Origin of the sequence: Streptomyces sp. NPDC051822, from assembly GCF_044452745.1 — a bacterium.
Classification (GTDB): Bacteria; Actinomycetota; Actinomycetes; order Streptomycetales; family Streptomycetaceae; genus Streptomyces.
In genome coordinates this window covers 568,204-583,818 of sequence record NZ_JBITBZ010000001.1, presented here as the reverse complement: position 1 = coordinate 583,818, position 15,615 = coordinate 568,204, and the positions used below count along the sequence as shown (strand labels likewise).

The 15,615-nt window shown below is 72.8% G+C and carries 16 protein-coding genes and 1 riboswitch; of the genes, 9 read left to right on the top strand and 7 right to left on the bottom strand.

What is annotated here, in order from left to right:
- Nucleotides 1–27: 27 nt before the first annotated feature.
- Nucleotides 28–107: riboswitch (cobalamin riboswitch) on the bottom strand.
- A gap of 73 nt (nucleotides 108–180) precedes the next feature.
- Nucleotides 181–1,218 (bottom strand): MBL fold metallo-hydrolase, encoded by a 1,038-nt coding sequence (locus ACIA8N_RS02650; RefSeq protein ID WP_365777393.1) that lies wholly within the window; start codon nucleotides 1,216–1,218, stop codon nucleotides 181–183.
- A 131-nt stretch (nucleotides 1,219–1,349) separates the two neighbouring features.
- Here ACIA8N_RS02650 and ACIA8N_RS02645 point away from each other — a divergent pair, with 131 nt between their 5' ends.
- From ACIA8N_RS02645 to ACIA8N_RS02630, 4 genes are all read left to right on the top strand, one after another.
- The gene (locus ACIA8N_RS02645; protein WP_365777391.1) at nucleotides 1,350–2,810 is read left to right on the top strand and encodes an aldehyde dehydrogenase; all 1,461 of its coding nucleotides are present in this window, start codon (nucleotides 1,350–1,352) and stop codon (nucleotides 2,808–2,810) included.
- A complete protein-coding gene (locus tag ACIA8N_RS02640) occupies nucleotides 2,810–3,046 on the top strand; it encodes a ferredoxin (RefSeq protein WP_365777389.1) in 237 nt (78 codons plus the stop codon). The genes ACIA8N_RS02645 and ACIA8N_RS02640 overlap by 1 nt, the downstream gene beginning before the upstream one ends.
- Before the next feature lie 110 nt (nucleotides 3,047–3,156).
- Nucleotides 3,157–3,732 (top strand): hypothetical protein, encoded by a 576-nt coding sequence (locus ACIA8N_RS02635; protein ID WP_365777387.1) that lies wholly within the window; start codon nucleotides 3,157–3,159, stop codon nucleotides 3,730–3,732.
- Nucleotides 3,733–3,831: 99 nt separating this feature from the next.
- The gene (locus ACIA8N_RS02630) at nucleotides 3,832–4,392 is read left to right on the top strand and encodes a hypothetical protein (protein ID WP_365777385.1); all 561 of its coding nucleotides are present in this window, start codon (nucleotides 3,832–3,834) and stop codon (nucleotides 4,390–4,392) included.
- A 47-nt stretch (nucleotides 4,393–4,439) separates the two neighbouring features.
- On the opposite strand, the gene ACIA8N_RS02625 is transcribed toward ACIA8N_RS02630, so the two are convergent.
- On the bottom strand, nucleotides 4,440–5,072 hold the full coding sequence (locus ACIA8N_RS02625) for a TetR family transcriptional regulator (protein ID WP_365777383.1): 633 nt from the start codon (nucleotides 5,070–5,072) through the stop codon (nucleotides 4,440–4,442).
- Between the two features lie 228 nt (nucleotides 5,073–5,300).
- On the opposite strand from ACIA8N_RS02625, the gene ACIA8N_RS02620 reads away from it, so the two are divergent.
- The 4 genes from ACIA8N_RS02620 to ACIA8N_RS02605 all read left to right on the top strand — a co-directional run bounded on the left by ACIA8N_RS02620 (nucleotide 5,301) and on the right by ACIA8N_RS02605 (nucleotide 9,266).
- Nucleotides 5,301–6,620, top strand: a complete 1,320-nt coding sequence (locus ACIA8N_RS02620) for a glycosyltransferase family 4 protein (protein ID WP_365777381.1) — start codon at nucleotides 5,301–5,303, stop codon at nucleotides 6,618–6,620.
- Between the two features lie 136 nt (nucleotides 6,621–6,756).
- Complete coding sequence (locus ACIA8N_RS02615) at nucleotides 6,757–7,497, top strand: class I SAM-dependent methyltransferase (protein ID WP_365777379.1); 741 nt, start codon at nucleotides 6,757–6,759, stop codon at nucleotides 7,495–7,497.
- Nucleotides 7,494–8,594, top strand: a complete 1,101-nt coding sequence (locus ACIA8N_RS02610; RefSeq protein WP_365777377.1) for a prenyltransferase — start codon at nucleotides 7,494–7,496, stop codon at nucleotides 8,592–8,594. Before ACIA8N_RS02615 ends, ACIA8N_RS02610 begins: the two co-directional genes overlap by 4 nt.
- 120 nt (nucleotides 8,595–8,714) lie before the next feature.
- Nucleotides 8,715–9,266 (top strand): hypothetical protein, encoded by a 552-nt coding sequence (locus tag ACIA8N_RS02605; RefSeq protein ID WP_365777375.1) that lies wholly within the window; start codon nucleotides 8,715–8,717, stop codon nucleotides 9,264–9,266.
- Nucleotides 9,267–9,270: 4 nt separating this feature from the next.
- Here ACIA8N_RS02605 and ACIA8N_RS02600 read toward each other — a convergent pair whose 3' ends face one another.
- The 3 genes from ACIA8N_RS02600 to ACIA8N_RS02590 form a co-directional block, all read right to left on the bottom strand.
- The gene (locus ACIA8N_RS02600) at nucleotides 9,271–10,281 is read right to left on the bottom strand and encodes an LLM class F420-dependent oxidoreductase (RefSeq protein WP_365777373.1); all 1,011 of its coding nucleotides are present in this window, start codon (nucleotides 10,279–10,281) and stop codon (nucleotides 9,271–9,273) included.
- Between the two features lie 116 nt (nucleotides 10,282–10,397).
- On the bottom strand, nucleotides 10,398–11,261 hold the full coding sequence (locus ACIA8N_RS02595) for a DUF5336 domain-containing protein (RefSeq protein ID WP_365777371.1): 864 nt from the start codon (nucleotides 11,259–11,261) through the stop codon (nucleotides 10,398–10,400).
- Between the two features lie 105 nt (nucleotides 11,262–11,366).
- Nucleotides 11,367–12,251: an N-acetylmuramoyl-L-alanine amidase gene (locus ACIA8N_RS02590; protein WP_365777369.1), complete on the bottom strand. Its 885-nt coding sequence runs from the start codon at nucleotides 12,249–12,251 to the stop codon at nucleotides 11,367–11,369.
- 444 nt (nucleotides 12,252–12,695) lie between these two features.
- Here ACIA8N_RS02590 and ACIA8N_RS02585 point away from each other — a divergent pair, with 444 nt between their 5' ends.
- Nucleotides 12,696–14,480: a hypothetical protein gene (locus ACIA8N_RS02585; protein WP_365777367.1), complete on the top strand. Its 1,785-nt coding sequence runs from the start codon at nucleotides 12,696–12,698 to the stop codon at nucleotides 14,478–14,480.
- 10 nt (nucleotides 14,481–14,490) lie between these two features.
- On the opposite strand, the gene ACIA8N_RS02580 is transcribed toward ACIA8N_RS02585, so the two are convergent.
- Nucleotides 14,491–15,120, bottom strand: coding sequence for a class I SAM-dependent methyltransferase (locus tag ACIA8N_RS02580; protein ID WP_365777365.1), 630 nt, complete (start codon nucleotides 15,118–15,120; stop codon nucleotides 14,491–14,493).
- Between the two features lie 57 nt (nucleotides 15,121–15,177).
- A complete protein-coding gene (locus ACIA8N_RS02575) occupies nucleotides 15,178–15,585 on the bottom strand; it encodes an ATP-binding protein (protein WP_365777363.1) in 408 nt (135 codons plus the stop codon).
- Between the last annotated feature and the right edge of the window lie 30 nt (nucleotides 15,586–15,615).

The window sequence follows — 15,615 nt, the reverse complement described above, 5'->3', positions numbered from 1 at the left end:
ACGGTGCCGGCGGTCACGTCCCGGACGGGGCATTCCGACTCGCCGCTCCCCTGGAGGGGTACGGCTCACGGTTGCGGGATCAGTGCCGGATTCGCACCGGCTTCCCCCCGTACGGGCATGATGACGACGTGGGCCCACTCTACCGGCCCCCAGGTGCCCCACCCGGGGGTGGGACCTGCCTCACACGGCCACGTACTCCACGGGGTCCGTGCCCGTCACCGCTTCGGCGCGGCCCAGTTTCACCAGGCGGCGGACGTGGGCCTCGGCCTCGCTGACGGCGATGTTCCGGGAGCCGTAGGGGATCTGTTCCCAGGGACGGTTCCACTCCATCCGCTCGGCGAGCTGCCAGGGGGTGAGCGGGGTGGCGAGGAGGCCGAGGAGTCCGGTGAGCCGCTCCTCGTGGTGGTCGAGGAGCGCGCGGACGCGGCCGGCGGCGTCCGGGAAGGCGTGCTGGTGGGCGGGGAGGACTTCGGCGACGCCGAGGCGGCCGACGCGTTCGAGCGAGTCCAGGTAGTCCCCGAGGGGATCGGTCTCGGTGTGGTCGTCGGGGTCCTCGTAGAGACCGATGTGCGGGGAGATCCCGGGCAGCAGGTGGTCGCCGGAGAACAGCCGGCCGTGGCCGGGCAGCCGGGAGGGGTGCTCCTCCTCCAGGTGGAGGCAGACGTGGCCGGGGGTGTGGCCGGGCGTCCAGATCGCCCGCAGCCGCCGTCCGGCGAGGTCGAGCAGCTCACCGGGGACGATCTCGCGGTCGGGGAGGGCGGAGCGCAGCCCGGGGAGGGTGGCCATGCGGCCGGAGGTGCGCGCGGCCCGGAGCGGGGCGAGATGGTCCTCGGGTGCGCCGGCGGTGGCGAGTTTCCGGGCGAGGTAGTCGAGCCAGGTGCCGGGATCGGACTCGCGGGTGCGGCGGACGACGGCGGTGTCGGCGGCGTGCATGGCGATCCAGGCCCCGGACTCCTCGCGGACGCGCCCGGAGAGACCGTGGTGGTCGGGGTGGTGGTGGGTGATGACGACCCCGTGGACGTCCGCCACACCGAGGCCGAGCGCACCGAGCCCGCCGGCCAGTTCGGCCCAGGAGGCCGGGTCGTCCCAGCCGGTGTCGACGAGGACGGGACCGCGGTCGGTGTCGAGGACGTGGACCAGGGTGTGGCCGAGCGGGTTGTCCGGGATGGGCACCCGGAGCGACCAGACGCCTCCGCCGTGCTCGGTCACCTGGGTCATGTGCCCTCATCTCTCCAAGACCGTACGGAGCTTGCCCGACCGTTGCCCATCATAACTAGAACTGGTATCAGTTCTGGGTGTCAGTACTGATACATCGTCAGGGAATTCCTGCTCCTCTGGAGGCGGCGGTCATGACCGAGCTTGTCGAGCACGGAAAGCTTTTCATCGGCGGGGAGTTGACCGACCCGCTCGGCGAGGAGGTCATCGAGGTCATCTCCCCGCACACCGAGGAGGTCATCGGGCGCGTCCCGCACGCCTCCGCCGCCGACGTCGACCGGGCCGTGGCCGCCGCCCGCCGGGCCTTCGACGAGGGGCCCTGGCCCCGGATGACACTGGAGGAGCGGATCGCCGTCATCACCCGCGTCAAGGACGGGATCGCCGCGCGGTACGAGGAGATCGCCCGCTCCATCAGCGCCCAGAACGGCTCCCCGTACTCCTGGTCCGTCCTCGCCCAGGCGCTCGGCGCGATGATGGTCTGGGACGCGGCGATCACCGTCGCCCGCGGCTTCGTCTACGAGGAGCGGCGCGGCGGCGTCCTCGGGCCGCTGCTCGTCCGGCGCGAGCCGGTCGGGGTCGTCGCGGCCGTCGTCCCGTGGAACGTGCCCCAGTTCACCGCCGCGGCCAAACTCGGGCCCGCGCTGCTCGCCGGCTGCGCGGTGGTCCTCAAGCCCTCGCCCGAGACGCCCCTCGACTCGTACATCCTCGCCGAGATCGCCACCCAGGCCGGGCTGCCCGAGGGCGTGCTCAGCATCCTGCCCGCCGACCGGGAGGTCAGCGAGTACCTCGTCGGCCACCCGGGCGTCGACAAGGTCTCCTTCACCGGCTCGGTCGCGGCGGGCAGGCGCGTCATGGAGGTCGCCTCCCGCAACCTCACCCGCGTCACCCTCGAACTCGGCGGGAAGTCGGCCGCGGTGATCCTGCCGGATGCGGACCTGGAGGCCGCCGTCGCCGGGATCGTGCCCGCCGCCTGGATGAACAACGGCCAGGCATGCGTGGCCCAGACCCGTATCCTCGCCCCCCGCTCCCGGTACGAGGAGATCGCCGAGGCCTTCGCCGCGGCGGCCGGCGCGCTCGTCGTCGGCGACCCGCTCGACCCGGCCACCCAGGTCGGCCCGCTCGTCGCCCGGCGCCAGCGGCAGCGCTCCCTCGACTACATCGGCATCGGCCAGGAGGAGGGCGCCAAGGTCCTCGCGGGCGGCGGCCGGCCGGCCGGGCTCGACCGCGGCTGGTACGTCGAGCCGACGCTCTTCGGCGGCGTCGACAACTCCATGCGGATCGCCCGCGAGGAGATCTTCGGCCCGGTCATCTGCCTCCTGCCGTACGGGGACGAGGCCGAGGCCGTCCGGATCGCGAACGACTCCGAGTACGGTCTCAGCGGCAGCGTCTGGACCGGCGACGTCGAGCACGGCATCGACTTCGCCCGCGCCGTGCGCACCGGCACCTTCAACGTCAACACCTTCAGCCTCGACATGCTCGGGCCGTTCGGCGGCTACAAGAACTCCGGCCTGGGCCGCGAGTTCGGCCCCGAGGGCTTCGGCGAGTACCTGGAGCACAAGATGATCCACCTGCCGGCCGGCTACGGGGACGCGTGATGGGGGACCGCTGGCACATCGAGGTCGACCGGGGCGTCTGCATCGGCTCCGGCATGTGCGTCAACCACGCCCCGGACGGCTTCCGTCTCGACACGGCCCGCCAGTCCCATCCGCGGGAGGCGGAGACCGACGCGGGCGAACTGCTGCTCGCGGCGGCGGAGGGCTGCCCCGTGGAGGCCATCCAGATCACCCTGGCGGCCGGCGGCGAGCCGGTGTTCCCGCCGGAGGAGGGGTAGCCACCGTCCGACCCTGGCCGCGCCCGCCCGCCCTTGACCGCCTGTGACCTGCCCGTACGTCGTGTGTGACACTCCTCCGGCACAGCGGACGCACAGGGAGTGGGGCAGACATGCGGGGTCGGGGTACACGGTGGGCGGCGGTCGCCGGCGCGACGGCGGCGGCGCTTCTGGCGGCGGGCTGCGGGCCCGGTGCGAAGGCCGAGGCCTTCGGCCGCCAGGCGGCGCACGCCGAGATCACCGCTGCCGTCGAGGGGGCGGGGCTGCCGGAGTCCGGCCTCAAGGGGGCCGGCGGGCCGACGCCCACGGACTCGGCCCCCGGGCCCACGCCGAGCACGGAGCGGGAGCGGGTGGCCGAGCGCATGGCCGCCTGCTCCGCCGGCTGGCAGTACGTCGGCCCTCTCGTCGAAGGGTCGCGCGGCGGCTTCGACAAGGCGGTCGCCGCCCTCGTCGGCGAGAAGTGGGTCCAGGAGCGGCGCCAGGTCGAGAAGCTCGACGACAAGGGCAGCACCATGGTCGGGGTCACTCTCAAGAAGCGGGGCTGGACGATGCTCGCGCGTCACCACAGCTCGCGGCAGACGCTGAGTCTGGAGGTGATCTCCCTCCAGGCGTCGGACGACTCGTGCATGAAGCAGTTCACCGAGAAGGACCTGGACGTCCTGGAGAGCGAGGACGGCGAACAGCCCTGACACGACGCGCCTTTGCACACGCAGTTCGTTCCCACGTGCAAAACTGTGCCCTTGTCAGCGGGGGCAAAAGGTCTTCGTGCGGGCCGATTTGGGAGTGTTGTGCGCAAGCTGAAGTTGGTGGCCGCGGCCGCCGGTGTGGTGCTGCTGGTCGCGGGCTGTGGCAGTGAGGGCGGTACGGACAAGGGCGGTTCGTCCTCCGCCGGTTCGTCCTCCGCCGGTTCGGCCGCCACGGGCGGCGCGGGAGGCTCCGGCGGCTCCGGCGGTTCGAGTGACGCGAAGCTGGACGGGGCCGCCGTCACCAAGGAGCTGACCGACGCGGCCACGGCGGCCGGGTTCACGAAGGACTCCTCGGGCGACGAGGTGCCGCCGGAGCTCAAGGACTGCATGGTCAGCTGGTCGGCCGACGTCGAGAAGGCCGCCGACCCGAAGAAGGCCTACGCCGCCACGATCACGGCCCTGACCAAGGGTGGCTGGCAGGAGGAGCGGAGCACCGAGCAGAACGGCTCGGTGATCAAGTCCCTCAAGAAGGGCGGCTGGCAGCTCAACGCCAGCGACCACTCCACCGGCCCGGTCAAGCTGGTCATGTTCATCGGCGCGGACAGCAGCCCGACGTGCGCCGCGCTCATCGCGAAGGACAACGCGAAGCACCAGAAGCCCTGAGCCGGCGCGCCGCCCGCGCCCTCACGCGGGGGCGCGGGCGGCGTACGTCAGGCCCGCCTGCCGCCGGCCTCCGGCGCCGTCAGGTCGATCAGCCGGCAGACCGTCTCGATGTCGATCTTCACCTGTGCGATCGAGGCGCGCCCGGACAGCCAGGTGATCAGCGCCGAGTGCCAGGTGTGCTCGATCACCCGGACCGCCGACAGCTGCTCCGGTGTGGGGTGCTCCGTCCCCATCGCGTCCAGGATGATCGCGGTCGTCAGCCGGGAGACCGTGTCGACCTCGGGGCTCACGCTGCGGTCGGCGAAGGTCAGGGCCCGCACCATCGCGTCGGCGAGCTGCGGTTCGCGCTGGAGCGCGCGGAAGGTCCGCATCAGGGTCTCCGCGACCCGCTCCGACGGGTCGGTGCCGGCGGGCGGCCGCTTCCGCAGGGTGGTGTGCAGGTGCTGGAGCTGGTCCTGCATCGTCGCGACAAGCAGGTGGATCTTGGACGGGAAGTAGCGGTACAGCGTCCCCAGCGCCACCCCGGCCGCCTCTGCGACCTCCCGCATCTGCACGGCGTCGAAGCCGCCCCGCGCCGCGAGCTGGGCGCTGGCGTTCAGGATGCGGCGCCGCCGCGCCTCCTGGCGCTCCGTGAGGGGCGGCGACGCGGGTCTGTGGTCCGCTCTGTTGTCTGCGGTCATGGGGTCCCGTTCCGTGCGGTGGGGAGCGACAGTATGGCGGGGTGGGCGCCGTGGCGCGAATCACCTGTTCCGGCTCTCACCACGGGGCTACCTGCCGGTAGATTCTGTCCTCCTTGAAGGATCAAGAAGATCAGGCCAGAAGATCAAGAACGATCAAGTCTGTAACTTGTTCTAGATTAGCGCGAGCGGTTACGCTCCGGCGAAACGCACGCTCGAAGGGGGTCGCGCATGACCGCTGAGGCCATAGAGGCAGGCCCCCGCCAGGGCGTCACCGCGACCGGTGACACTCCGCTGCGGATCGCTCTCCTCACGTACAAGGGAAACCCCTTCTGCGGCGGTCAGGGCGTCTACGTCCGCCACCTCTCCCGTGAACTGGCCCGCCTCGGCCACCACGTCGAGGTCATCGGCTCGCAGCCGTACCCCACCCTCGACGAGGGCGTCCCGCTCACCGAGATCGCCAGTCTCGACCTCTACCGCTCGCCGGACCCGTTCCGGACCCCGAAGCGCGACGAGTACCGGGACTGGATCGACGGTCTCGAGGTCGCCACCATGTGGACCGGCGGCTTCCCCGAGCCGCTCACCTTCTCCCTGCGGGCCCGGCGCATGCTCGCCGCCCGCCGCGGGGACTTCGACGTCGTCCACGACAACCAGACCCTCGGGTACGGGCTCCTCGGCGGCCCGGGCGCGATCGGCGCCCCGCTCGTCACCACGATCCACCACCCCATCACGGTCGACCGGCAGCTCGAACTCGACGCCGCCGCCGACTGGAAGCGCCGCGCCTCCGTCCGCCGCTGGTACGCCTTCACCCGCATGCAGAAGCGGGTCGCCCGCCGGCTGCCGTCGGTCCTCACCGTCTCCGGCACCTCCCGGCAGGAGATCGTCGACCACCTCGGCGTACGCGACGACCGCATCCGGGTCGTCCACATCGGCGCCGACACCGACCTCTGGTCCCCCGACCCGGCCGTCGCCGAGGTGCCCGGCCGGATCGTCACCACCTCCAGCGCCGACGTCCCCCTCAAGGGCCTGATCCACCTGATCGAGGCGCTCGCCAAGCTCCGCACCGAGAACCCGGTCGCGCACCTCGTCGTCGTCGGCAGGCGGGCCGAGGACGGGCCGGTCGCCGCCGCCATCGAGCGGTACGGGCTCGACGGCGCCGTCGAGTTCGTCAAGGGCATCAGCGACGCCGAGCTCGTCGACCTGGTCCGCTCCGCCCAGGTCTCCTGCGTGCCCTCCCTGTACGAGGGGTTCTCGCTGCCCGCCGCCGAGGCGATGGCCACGGGCACCCCGCTCGTCGCCACCACCGGCGGGGCCATCCCCGAGGTCGCGGGGACCGACGGCGAGACCTGCCTCGCGGTGCCGCCGGGCGACGCGGGGGCGCTTGCCGCCGCGCTCGGGCGGGTGCTGGGCGACGAGGGCCTTCGGGCCAGGCTGGGGGCGGCCGGGCGCGCCCGGGTGCTTGAGCGGTTCACCTGGGCGCGGGCCGCGCAGGGCACCGCCGAGCTGTACCGCGAGGCGGTCGCCGCGCAGGGCGCCGGAGTCCGCCGGTGACCGTTCGCTGTCGTTGCCGGGTGCGGCCCGGTGGTCGGGTTGTGCCCACCCGTTCCGCCCTGCGGAACGCCTGCCCACAACCATGCGGCGGCGCCCGCCCACAACTACCCTTCCACCGCGAAAGCAGGACGACCCCGTGCTGACCGTCGACTTCACCCGCTTCCCGCTCGCCCCCGGCGACCGTGTGCTCGATCTGGGCTGCGGTGCGGGCCGGCACGCGTTCGAGTGCTACCGGCGCGGCGCCCAGGTCGTGGCCCTCGACCAGAACGGCGACGAGATCCGCGAGGTCGCCAAGTGGTTCGCGGCCATGAAGGAGGCCGGGGAGGCCCCCGCGGGCGCGACCGCCACCGCGATGGAGGGCGACGCCCTCAACCTGCCCTTCCCCGACGAGTCCTTCGACGTCGTCATCATCTCCGAGGTCATGGAGCACATCCCGGACGACAAGGGCGTGCTCGCCGAGATGGTCCGCGTCCTCAAGCCCGGCGGCCGGATCGCGATCACCGTGCCCCGCTACGGCCCCGAGAAGGTCTGCTGGGCGCTCTCCGACGCGTACCACGAGGTCGAGGGCGGCCACATCCGCATCTACAAGGCCGACGAGCTCCTCGGCAAGATCCGGCAGGCCGGCCTCAGGCCGTACGGCACCCACCACGCGCATGCGCTGCACTCGCCGTACTGGTGGCTGAAGTGCGCCTTCGGAGTGGGCAGGGACGGTAAGGACGCAGCGCTGCCCGTCCGGGCGTACCACAAGCTCCTGGTCTGGGACATCATGAAGAAGCCGGCCCTGACCCGGGTCGCCGAGCAGCTGCTCAACCCGGTCGTCGGCAAGAGTTTCGTGGCGTACGCGACCAAGCCCCACCTGCCCAAGGCGCAGGCGTGACGAGTCCCGAGCGGATCGCCGAGCACCTCGTGCTGCCCGGCGTCCTCACCGCCGAGCAGGCCGCGGAGACGGTCACCGGGATACTCGCCGTCCAGCGCGAGGACGGCGCCATACCGTGGTTCCGCGGCCACCACCTCGACCCGTGGGACCACACCGAGGCCGCCATGGCCCTGGACGCGGCGGGCGAGCACGCCGCCGCCACCCGCGCCTACGAGTGGCTCGCCCGGCACCAGAACGGCGACGGCTCCTGGTACGCGGCCTACCGTGACGGCGACCCGGACGACGTCACCGACCGGAGCCGCGAGTCCAACTTCGTCGCCTACATCGCGGTCGGCGTCTGGCACCACTACCTGTCGACCGGCGACGACGCCTTCCTCGACCGGATGTGGCCCGTCGTCTACGCCGCCGTCGAGTTCGTCCTCGGGCTCCAGCAGCCCGGCGGCCAGATCGGCTGGAAGCGCGAGGCCGACGGCACCCCGGTCGACGACGCGCTGCTCACCGGCAGTTCGTCGATCCACCAGGCGCTCCGCTGCGCCCTCGCCATCGCCGAGACCCGCGAGGAGCCGCAGCCGGACTGGGAGCTGGCGACCGGGGCGCTCGCTCACGCGATCCGCAGCCACCCGGAGCGCTTCCTCGACAAGTCGCGCTACTCGATGGACTGGTACTACCCGATCCTCGGCGGCGCGGTCACCGGACCGGACGCGCTGGCCAGGATCGAGGCCGACTGGAACGCGTTCGTCGTGCCCGGCCTCGGGGTGCGGTGCGTGATCCCCAACCCGTGGGTCACCGGCGGCGAGAGCTGCGAACTCGCCCTCGCCCTCTGGGCGATGGGGGAGTCCGACCGCGCCCTCACGATCCTCCAGGACATCCAGCACCTGCGGGCAGGGAACGGCATGTACTGGACGGGATACGTATTCGAGGGCGACGAGGGCGACGAGGGGGCCGGCAAGGCGTTCTGGCCCGAGGAGCAGACCAGCTGGACCGCCGGCTCCCTGCTGCTCGCGGTCGCGGCCCTGGGCGGCGAAGAGGCGACGGGCGCCGTCTTCGGCGGCGAGCGCCTCCCGACGGGCCTCGAACCTGACTGCTGCGAGGCCTGAGCGGGCAAGGGCGCCCCCGCCTTCGCGCGTGCCCGTGCCCGCACTCGTACGGAGTCGTCCGGGTGGCGGGTGCCCGGGCCCCGGGTGAGGCTGACGCCATCACCCCAGGGAGGTCCCGTCGTGCCCAGAAGTCTTTCGCGCGGTGTCGTGGCGCTGCTGCTGTCCTGCACCCTGCTCCTGACCACCGCCGCCTGCGGAGGCGACGGCGAGGCCCAGAGCGTGAGCGGCGCCCCGACCCCGACGGCGTCCGCGAGCTTCGAGCAGCAGAGGCTGGCGAAGACGCGGTTCGTGGCCAACGCCGGTCTGGCCGCGGGTGCCACGTACCAGTGGATCGTGAAGCCGTACCGCGCGGGCAAGTTCAAGAAGGGCGCGGACGGCCGGACCTTCGCCCTGGTGAAGGCGGGCCTCGCGGGCGCGTTCACCTACAACCGGCTCAAGGCGGCGACGAACAACGCCAAGGGCGACCCGCTGCTCTCGAAGGCGGTCGCGCCGCTCACGGCCGGGATCGAGTCGCTCAAGGACCTCGGGACGAAGCTCCGCAAGGGCGAGGTGGGCGACGCGGACGTCGGCGCCTTCGAGGGTGTCATCAACAGCGTCAAGGACGCGGGGAAGAGCGCGGGCGCCGAGGTCGTCGACAAGGTGCCGAGCGCCTCGCAGCTCAGCGGCGGCTGACCGGTCAGGCGTTGAGCTCCGCGAGGAGCCGGAGCGTGTCGGGGTCCGGTGACGTGACGAGGAGGTCCGTCACCGGGCCCCGCCGCCATGTCTCCAGGCGGGCGGCGATCCGCCGCCGGGGGCCGACGAGGGAGATCTCGTCCGCGAAGGCGTCCGGCACCGCGCGTACGGCCTCCTCGCGCCGCCCGGCCGCGAACAGCTCCTGGATGCGCCGGGCCTCCTTCTCGTACCCCATCCGCCCCATCAGGTCGGCGTGGAAGTTGCGGGCCGCGTGCCCCATGCCGCCGATGTAGAAGCCGAGCATCGCCTTGACCGGCAGCAGCCCGGCCGCCACGTCCTCGCAGAGCCGGGCGCGGACCATGGGCGCGACGAGGAAGCCCTCGGGGAGCGCCTCCGGCAGGGCGTACACCTCGGCCCAGCGGTCGGGCGTCCAGTACAGCGGCAGCCAGCCGTCGGCGATGGTGAGGGTCTGCGCGATGTTCCTGGGGCCCTCGGCGCCGAGGAGGACGGGGACGTCGGACCGGAGCGGGTGGGTGATCGGCTTGAGCGCCTTGCCGAGGCCGGTGCCGTCCGCCCCGGTGTACGGGTGGGAGTGGTGGCGCCCGTCGAGCCGGACGGGGCCCTCGCGGCGCAGGACCTGGCGGACCACGTCCACGTACTCGCGGGTCGCGGTCAGCGGGGAGCGGGGGAAGGGGCGCCCGTACCAGCCCTCGACGACCTGGGGCCCCGACAGGCCGAGCCCGAGCAGGACCCGCCCGCCGGAGAGGTGGTCGAGCGTGAGGGCGTGCATCGCGGTGGTGGTGGGGGCGCGGGCCGCCATCTGCGCGACGGCGGTGCCCAGCCTGATGCGGCTGGTGTGGGCGGCGATCCAGGTGAGCGCCGTGAAGGCGTCGGAGCCCCAGGCCTCGGCCGTCCACACGGAGTCGTAGCCGAGCCGTTCGGCCTCGCGGGCGAGGTCGAGATGGGCGGGGGAGGGGCCGCGGCCCCAGTAGCCGAGGGCGAGTCCGAGTCGCATGCCCCGCATCCTTTCTGACGGTCCGTCAGTTCGGGTGTTGCGGGGACTGTACGGCAACGGCCCCCCGCCCGGAAGGGATTCCGGACGAGGGGCCGTGCGTACGGGGTACGGCGGGATCAGCCGCGCTGGATGCCCGTCGTGTCCTGGAGGACGCCGCGACGGCCGTCCTGCGTCTGCGCCACCAGAGCGGCACCGCGCTGCTCGACCGCCAGGTACCACGTACCCGGGGCCAGCTCGGCGATCGGCGCCTGCGAGCCGTCCTCCGCGTACAGCGGGCGGGCGACCGGGACGGCGAACCAGAACGGCGCGAAGTCCCCGGCCGGCTGCGCCTGCGGGGCCTGCTGCTGCGGCTCCGGCTGGTGCGGGGCCTGCTGCTGCGGGGCGCCGACCTGCGCGCCGAACGGCTGGCCCGCACCCTGCGAGGGATCCTGCGGACCGCCGTACGGCTGGTGCTGCTGCTGCACGCCCGGGTAGCCGTAGCCGCCGGGGACGCCCTGCTGGCCGGGCTGGCCGGGCTGCATGCCGTACGGCTGCGGGGCCGCCGGCTTGGGCGCGGGGAGGAGCGGGCCCTTGAGGGCGGGGACCAGCGGACCGGCCACGGCGGCACCGGCCGCGACCAGGGAGGCGATCAGGCCGAGGATCAGACCGGCGCCGGCGCTGTTCGCCTCGAAGATCCACATGAGCAGGGTCCAGGCCGAGGCGATGGTGAACGCCGTGCCGACCTGGCCGAGCTCGAGACCGGCCACCTTGCGCTGCTGCGGCAGGGCGCGGGAGGCGACGACGAGCGCCACGCCGGCGATGCCGAGGAAGAAGGAGCCCCAGCCGAGCGGCGACGCCTCCCACGAGTTCGGGGAGTCGAAGCCGTCGCAGAACGACGCCGGGCCGTCACAGCCGGCGTAGCCGAGGAACGAGGCGATGAACAGCACCACCGCTGCACCGATCAGCACGCCATCGCCTCGGGTGAGGGAGCGGATATTCACGTAAGAAGTCCTTCGTCGGTCGTCGGTCGTCGCGTCGGGGTGGCGCTCAAGTTCATGGCACGGGGGAGGCCCCATCGTACGGAGCGAATCTATCGCCCGCCGGTTCTACCCCTTGAGGTAGGTGGCGATGCCGTCCGCGATCCCCTGGGCCGCCTTCTGCCGCCACGTCGCCGACGTGAGCAGCGTCGCATCCTTCGGGTCACGCATGTTGCCGCATTCGACGAACACCTTGGGGACGGTTGAGAGATTGAGTCCGCCGAGATCGTCGCGGACGTCCAACCCCGTACCGTCGCCCAGGTAGTTGGAGGGAGCCGTTCCGGTGGCGCGGGCGAACCGGTCGGCGATCCGCTCGCCCAGCTCACGGGAGGGGCCGACGATCTTCGCGGTGTCGGCGGAGCCCCCGCGCACGGATGCGGGAAGGATCACATGGAATCCGCGGTGGCCGACGGCGGAACCGTCCGCGTGGACGGAGACGACGGCGTCGGCGCGGGCCTCGTTGCCGATCCGCGCCCGCTCGTCGATGCACGGCCCATAGGGGCGCTCGGCGTCATGGGTGAGGACGACGGTGGCGCCGCGGGCGGTCAGGAGGTCGCGGAGCCGGTGGGAGACGTCGAGGGTGAACGACGCCTCGGTGTATCCCGCGTTCGTGGAGGTGCCGGTGGTGTCGCACTCCTTGCGGTTGGTCCCGATGTTCACCTTCTGGTTGATTTCCGTGGAATGACGGAAATTTCCGGGGTTGTGACCGGGGTCGATGACGACGGTCCGCCCGGCGAGGGAGCGGGCCGGCTCGGGCGAGGCGGAGGCCGCGGGGGGCCGGGACGCGGTCGCGCTCGCGTGCCCGGTCGTCGGGGACTGCGGGCTCTGCCCGGACTTCCCCGTCGGCGGCGAGGCCTGGGAGGCCCCGCACCCGGCGAGCACGGCGCAGCAGCCCGTGGCGGCGAGGGCGAGGGCGAGGGTACGGCGGGCGGTGTTCCGGTGGTCGTACGGCACGCCCGCGACTTTAGGGCCTTGGAAAGGAGAAACCGCGCAGGGATAGGTCGCAGGTTGGTCACCGGCTTCGCGGATCGGTGGACGCGTGTGAGCGAACCGTGAAGGGTAGGGGGGAAGAGGCGACGGTGGCGTGTCACCGCGCATGGACCACGAGGGGGAACCGTGGTGGGGGAAGAACCGACCGACGCACGTCCCGAACCGAACGACGCCCGTCCCGAACCGAATGATGCTCGGCCGGAGCCGACGGATGCCCGTCCTGAGCCGAACGACGCCCGTCCTGAGCCGATCGATGACCGTCCCTGGGCCGCGCCCGTTCCGGCTGCACCGGCTGCACCGGCTGCACCGGCTGCACCGGCTGCACCGGTGCCTCCTGCCGCTCCTGCCGCTCCGGCCGCACCGCCCGCACCGCCCGCACCCGTGCCTCCCGTGACTCCGGCCCCGCCCGTGGCTCCGGCCCCGGTCGCCGGGCCGCCCACGCTCGCCTTCGGGGCTCCGGCCGCCGCGGCCGCCGCCCCACAGGGCGCCGCGCCCGGCCCCGTACCCCAGCCCGGTCCCGCGCCCGGTCCCGCGCCCGGTTCCGGCTGGGCGGAGGCGGGGGCGGGAGCCACGCCGCCGCCCGGCACCCCGCCCGGCTACGGTCCGCCGCAGGGCGGTTACGGCGGTCAGCCGCCCGGCTACGGTCCGCCCCCCGGCTACGGCGGTCAGCCGCCCGCGCAGCCGCCCGCCCAGCCGCGCGGGGAGGCGAACCCGGCGCAGGCCGCCATGATCGGCCTGCTCAACCTCTCCTGCCTGGGCCTCGGTTACGTCCTCCTGCGCAACTGGGTCGGCGCCGCGCTCTGCTGGATCGCCACCGCCGCCCTGCTCGTGATGGCGCTCCCCGCCGACGTCGACGGCGTGCCCCAGGGGCTCCTCGTCGGCTACGGCGTCTTCCTGCTCTCCGTCGCCGCCGACGGGGCCAGGCGCGGGCTGCGCGCGACCCTGCGGATCGGCGCCGGCTTCCGCCGCCTGGCACTGCCGCTCGCGCTCGTGCTGCTCGCCGTGCCCGCGGGCGGTTCGCTCGCGTACGGCTCCGCCCGCGACGAGGCGAAGCAGCAGGCCCTGCTCGAACAGCTCGCCGCCGCCGACGCACTCGTGAAGTCCGCCGAAGGTCTCCCCTTCGACAAGGCCGAGCCGACCTTCCGCAAGGCACTCACCGCCTACCAGGACCTCGGGACGAAGCACGCGGGATCGCGGGCGGGGAAGCTCGTGCCCGCACGGCTCGACACGTACTACGAGACGCTCTCCGCCCCGTACACCGAGAAGAAGTACTGCGCGGCCGTCCCGCAGCTCACGCACCTGCGGGGGCTCCCGGACACGGTCGACAAGACCCTCCTCGGCACCCGGCCCGCCAAGACCGACGAGCCGCTGGCCCACTCGCTCTACGAGTGCGGGGCGGCGGCGCTCGGCGTGGCGACGTCCACCCCGAACGCCAGGGAGAGCTTCAACAAGCTCCTCGGCGACTTCCCGAAGTCGAGCCACGCGGCCCGCGTCGCTCCGGCCGTCGAGGCGTCGATCAAGACCCGGTCGGCCGCCCTCGCCGGGAGCGCCGAGCCCTGCGACACCACCGCCGAGCTGCACGTGATCAGCGCCTCCCTCGACGGCATGCCGGACCCCTCACTTGAGGACGCCGGCGACCAGGTCGCCGCGGCGGTCCAGAAGGGCGACTTCGCCTGCGGGACGGACCAGTTCAAGGACAAGGACTTCAAGAGCGCGCTCGACACTATGACGGCGTACGCCAAGGACTACCCGACGAGCCCGCAGGCCGCGCACGCCCGCTCCATCGCCATCGCCGCCGAGATCGCCGAGGAGGAGGCCGACGCCGGGAAGAAGCTGCCCCCGGCCGACGTCCCCGGCGGCGCCCGGATGGTGATGGTGGTGAGCAACGACGGCCCCGGCGAGGTCGAGCTGCTCTACACGGGCCCGATGACCGGCAAGGTCACCCTGAAGGCGTGCGGGACCTGCACGAAGTACAAGACCCCGCTGCTGGTCAACTCGCCCAAGATCAAGGCCTGCACGGGACCGGCCTCGAAGTACCCGAAGGCGACCCTGCTGCTGCCCGCCGGCGACTACCACTTCCTCCAGAAGCGGGCCGCCGGCATCTCCTCGGCCGGTGACACGAAGTCGAGCAAGGCGAAGATCGAACCGGGCTACTCCTACACCAACTGCCTGTACGTGACCTCGCTGTACTGACCTCCCGTGCTCAGCGGCGGCGCAGCACCCGCATCGAGTCGGTGACCGAGATCTCCTCGAAGTCGCCCGACTCGACCGCGCGGAGGTAGATCCGGTACGGGGCCTGGCCGCCGTCCGCCGGGTCCGGGAAGACGTCGTGGATGACGAGCAGGCCCCCGGGGGCGACCTTGGGGGCCCAGCCCTCGTAGTCGTTCGTGGCGTGCTCGTCGGTGTGCCCGCCGTCGATGAACACGAGGCCGAGCTGCCCGCCCCACACCTTCGCGACCTGCGGCGACCGCCCGACCACGGCGATGACGTGCTCCTCAAGGCCTGCCTTGCGCAGCGTCCGGCGGAAGGTGGGGAGCGTGTCCATGAGCCCCACCTCGGGGTCGACCACGGACTCGTCGTGGTACTCCCACCCCGGCTGCTGCTCCTCGCTGCCCCGGTGGTGGTCGACGGTCACCGCGACCGTCCCCGCCTGCCGGGCCACGTCCGCGAGCAGGATCGTCGAACGCCCGCAGTACGTGCCGACCTCAAGGAGCGGCAGCCCGAGCTTCGCGGCCTCCGAGGCCGCCTCGTACAGCGCGAGCCCCTCCCCGGCGGGCATGAACCCCTTCGCGGCCTCGAAGGCGGCAAGGATCTCGGGCGCGGGCACGGACATGGTGACTCCTACTGGCGGGTACGCGGCTACGGGCGCCCATCGTGCCCTACGCGCCCCCTAGGCGTCGCACTCGAACCACACCGTCTTGCCGCCGGCCGTCTCGTCGGCCCCCCACCGGTCCGTCACGGCCTCCACGAGCGCGAGTCCCCGTCCGCGCTCCTCCAGCGGGCCGGCAAGCTTCGCGATCAGGGCCCCTGGGACGGCGTCCGTGACCTCGACCCGCAGCCCGTACGGCTCGCGCAGCATCAGCACGGAGCACCGCCGGTCCGGCACGTGCCGGACGACGTTCGCGACCAGCTCGGTGAGCGCGAGGGTCGCCGGGGCGGCGAGGCGGTCGAGTTCCCAACGCGTGAGGAACATGCGGAGGATGCGGCGCATGTGACCGGCGGAGTGCTCACCGACGGTGAAGCCCATGCGGTAGCTCGTCGCAAGAGCCGCTGGATAGAGGTCCGTTGTCTGATTCATGCCACCAGAGTGGGGTCGCTTCGTTACGCT

Excerpts from the sequence above, each read along its gene's own strand:
- ACIA8N_RS02650 (WP_365777393.1), bottom strand. The coding sequence starts at position 1,218 with ATGACCCAGGTGACCGAGCACGGCGGAGGCGTCTGGTCGCTCCGGGTG.
- ACIA8N_RS02580 (WP_365777365.1), bottom strand. The coding sequence starts at position 15,120 with ATGTCCGTGCCCGCGCCCGAGATCCTTGCCGCCTTCGAGGCCGCGAAG.
- ACIA8N_RS02575 (WP_365777363.1), bottom strand. The coding sequence starts at position 15,585 with ATGAATCAGACAACGGACCTCTATCCAGCGGCTCTTGCGACGAGCTAC.
- ACIA8N_RS02625 (WP_365777383.1), bottom strand. The coding sequence starts at position 5,072 with ATGACCGCAGACAACAGAGCGGACCACAGACCCGCGTCGCCGCCCCTC.
- ACIA8N_RS02635 (WP_365777387.1), top strand. The coding sequence starts at position 3,157 with ATGCGGGGTCGGGGTACACGGTGGGCGGCGGTCGCCGGCGCGACGGCG.
- ACIA8N_RS02620 (WP_365777381.1), top strand. The coding sequence starts at position 5,301 with ATGACCGCTGAGGCCATAGAGGCAGGCCCCCGCCAGGGCGTCACCGCG.
- ACIA8N_RS02645 (WP_365777391.1), top strand. The coding sequence starts at position 1,350 with ATGACCGAGCTTGTCGAGCACGGAAAGCTTTTCATCGGCGGGGAGTTG.
- ACIA8N_RS02640 (WP_365777389.1), top strand. The coding sequence starts at position 2,810 with ATGGGGGACCGCTGGCACATCGAGGTCGACCGGGGCGTCTGCATCGGC.
- ACIA8N_RS02600 (WP_365777373.1), bottom strand. The coding sequence starts at position 10,281 with ATGCGACTCGGACTCGCCCTCGGCTACTGGGGCCGCGGCCCCTCCCCC.